Below are 3,103 nucleotides of genomic sequence, written 5' to 3'. Positions count from 1 at the left end.
TGCTAGTTCCACGACTTTTAGAGCAAGGCCTATGCCAGAAAAAAACCGCGTGACATCCCACAAAGGTGAGCTGGAACATTCTCACGATCGCGAAAACGCCGGGGCTCTTCTTGCACAATTGAAATTCAATCACGTCTTTGCTCATGCCGAGAAGCACTTATTTGAGCGATCATCAAAAGCGTTTCGGTTACGAAAAATTAAAATACTCGCCAAAAGCCCGAAACGTTACGGCGGGAATGACCGACCTGGCCTACTAGAACGGAGCGCGGTAAACGTCATCGAACTCTCGGATGGTCGGGTAGATTATCTATAGGAAAATGATCGACACCACCGTTCCCACGACTACTAGCCAGATGATCTCGGTTCTCAAAAGCAACGCAATAAATCCTGCGATGGTGAGTAACGCGCGCGGGATATCCCACGCGATGCCCGAAGCGAATCGAAGAGTGACGGAAAACAGAAGCCCCACGAATGAGCAAAGAATCGCGCCGAAAACCCCGGTAAAATAGACCGACCTACGCACCCTGCCCATTGCGGGCACGATCCCAATCACAATCAAAAAGGACGGCAGAAAGACGCTGACCGTCGCCACCACGCTCCCGATAATCCCGTAAACCATATAGCCGACGAAAGCGGCGGTGATCACGATCGGCCCCGGCGTCACCTGCCCCAACGCGATTCCGTCTAAGAAGGTTCGATCATCCATCCACGATCGCACCTCGACGATTTCGTGGAGCATAAGAAGCACCGAGGCAAAGCCGCCGCCAAAGGCGAAAAGATCGATTCGCAACATGATGACGGCAAGATCAAACAACTTGCGCTCCGAGAAAAAGAGCACAACGAGCGCAAACGCGGCAACCGATCCAATGATCAAAAAAGGTCTAGTTGAACCTGAATCCGTTTCTGAACGAGCGCCAAGATCCGGTGGTGAATTCTTTCTCATGAGCAAGAGACCCGAAAGCGCCGCGCTCAAGATGACCAGTATCGGACTCACTTTCAGCGCGAACATGACCGCCGCGATCACGGCGATCATTCCATCCCGCAGGCTTTTCAGGGAAGCCTTGCCGAACGAGACGGCCGCGTTAGCGACGATGGCGACAATGATTGCCTGCAGCCCATTAAACAGTGAAACGACTGACGGCAAGGCGTGGAAGCGTACATAGAAAGCCGAAAGACCAACCATGAGAAGAAATGCGGGAAGTCCAAATCCAATGAAGGCGGCCGCCGCGCCGGCCACCCTTCTCACTTTGAAGCCGACGTAAGCTGAGACTTGCATCGCCGTCGCCCCCGGAATCATCTGACACAGAGCTACGCCGTCGCGGAAGGAACCACCGTCGAGCCAGTTTCGTCGCTCAACGGCCATCTTACCGATAAATGGAACCATAGCGGGCCCGCCAAACGCAGTCGCACCCAGCTTTAAAAATGAGAGGAAGAGAGCAGTTAAAGAAGGATACGCGGGCATACGAATGGCGGCATTCAGCTTTTCCCCAGGCCCGCCCAATTGATCGCTCATTGAGCCGGAAGCGAGCTCACGAGCAGAGCAGCCGTTGGATTAAACGTCAGAGCGCGAAATAATATCGCAGCCGCAGCTCCAACCGGTAGTCGTTCTGTTTTTCTCCGAAGTCGGTCTGGTGTCGACCAACAAGGAATACTCCCCTCAATCGGAACTCCAGGTTTGTCATGGGACTGTAGGTAACCTCGGGAATCACATTAAAGCTGCCATCGGCCGGATTGACGATCGAAGTGAGGGCGGGCGTGAGGTAGAGAACATCAAAGGGCTCTTTTTGGCTGACGCGGAAATATAGATAGTCACGCATGGGATTCGGCTTTCCGTAAGCTCCTTTGGACAGTTGCGCTCCTTGAACCAGCCCGCCGGCGTTTCCCGTGACCAGGAAATTCCGATAGCTCCTGTCGACGAAGCTAAAAAAATCCCTCATCCGTTCACGGCTCAAGCCGGTTCCGTCGCGATAGTACTCGAGTATGTAAGTGGTTTCCTTTTCCGTAAGGTAACGTAACCCGAGAAGATAATTGACGGCGTCCGCTTCCTTGGACAAGCCTCGTCCGCTCTCGTTGATGAACTTCGATTTGACGTTATTGATGACGGAGAACTCGCCGTGCAGCTCGAAGTTGGTCGCCAGATTCTTCGAGAAGTCGAAGCCGTACCGGGTCGTTCGACTTTCACCGGTAAAAACCATGAAGTCCAAATCGGTGTCGTAAGCGAGCAGGTAGAGCTTGGATGCGAAGTTCGTGTGAAAGAGCTCGCCAAACTTGGCATTGACGTGGCGATAAACCGGGATGACCGCCGCGGTCAGAGTCACCGTTTTCAACGGTCCGTCGAAGCTGCGAATATAATCGGCCGTTGCGACGGTGGACCCTTCGAGCGCTTCTTCCGGATCTTCGGGGTTCTTCGGTCGGTCGATGAAGCTCGCGGGATTCCACGCATAGCCTTTGCCCCACTTCATGACTTTCTTCCCAGCTTCCATGATAAAGCCAGAGCTGGGCTTGACGGAAGCATAGGCCTCGAAAAGCTTCGTATCCTCGTCCCATCCTTCAAAATCATTGCGCACGAAGGTGTCCGTTTTAAAAAATACGGAGAAGATATCTTTCTTGTAGGACCCCTCCAGTCGTAGCCGAAAGTTATACTGGTCGAACGTGCTGCCCTGATTGTGTCGAAAGAATTGCAGTCGGGAAAAGGTCGAATCCCGATCTATCCCGAGGAGGGTGGGTTGAAACTCGAGAAATCCTCCCAAGCTGTACGGCTTGGCGGCGAGTTTGTCGATCTCTTTCTGAAACTCTGAAAGATCGACCTCGAACTTAGCCTTGTCCTGCGATTGTTCCTGGGAAAGGAGATTGGACGCAGGTAAAATAACACATAGAAGGACCAGCAGTTTTACAAACCGCATGGATTTCTCACCGGATGGATTCGATTTTAGCCAGAAATTCCAGTGTAAACACCTCATCGGGGACGATCCTCTTTTTGACATTCGCATAGGCCAGTATGGACTGATAGCCCTTATAAAGGGGGCTGTCGGTTTCGATGACGGATGGCCGCAGAACCCCTTCGAACGATTTTCTCTCCTTGAAGTAAAGGGTCTTGATCAAG

The 3,103-nt window shown here is 52.6% G+C and carries 4 protein-coding genes; 1 reads left to right on the top strand and 3 read right to left on the bottom strand.

The window, feature by feature from the left end; all coding sequences use genetic code 11:
• Nucleotides 1-313: hypothetical protein (locus VI895_05220; protein ID HLG19201.1), on the top strand; the 313-nt coding region annotated here is incomplete at its 5' end.
• Here VI895_05220 and chrA read toward each other — a convergent pair.
• The 3 genes from chrA to VI895_05205 all read right to left on the bottom strand — a co-directional run.
• Complete coding sequence (chrA, locus tag VI895_05215; GenBank protein HLG19200.1) at nt 308-1,462, bottom strand: chromate efflux transporter; 1,155 nt, start codon at nt 1,460-1,462, stop codon at nt 308-310. The two genes, VI895_05220 and chrA, sit on opposite strands and share 6 nt — an antisense overlap.
• 97 nt (nt 1,463-1,559) lie before the next feature.
• Nucleotides 1,560-2,903 (bottom strand): hypothetical protein, encoded by a 1,344-nt coding sequence (locus tag VI895_05210; protein HLG19199.1) that lies wholly within the window; start codon nt 2,901-2,903, stop codon nt 1,560-1,562.
• 7 nt (nt 2,904-2,910) lie between these two features.
• Nucleotides 2,911-3,103, bottom strand: a 193-nt coding sequence (locus VI895_05205) for an outer membrane lipoprotein-sorting protein (protein HLG19198.1), incomplete at its 5' end; no start/stop codon positions are given.

This window comes from Bdellovibrionota bacterium (assembly GCA_035292885.1).
Classification (GTDB): Bacteria; Bdellovibrionota_G; JALEGL01; order JALEGL01; family DATDPG01; genus DATDPG01.
The sequence above is the reverse complement of the archived record's forward strand: the minus strand, read 5'-3'. Positions and strand labels throughout refer to the sequence as shown.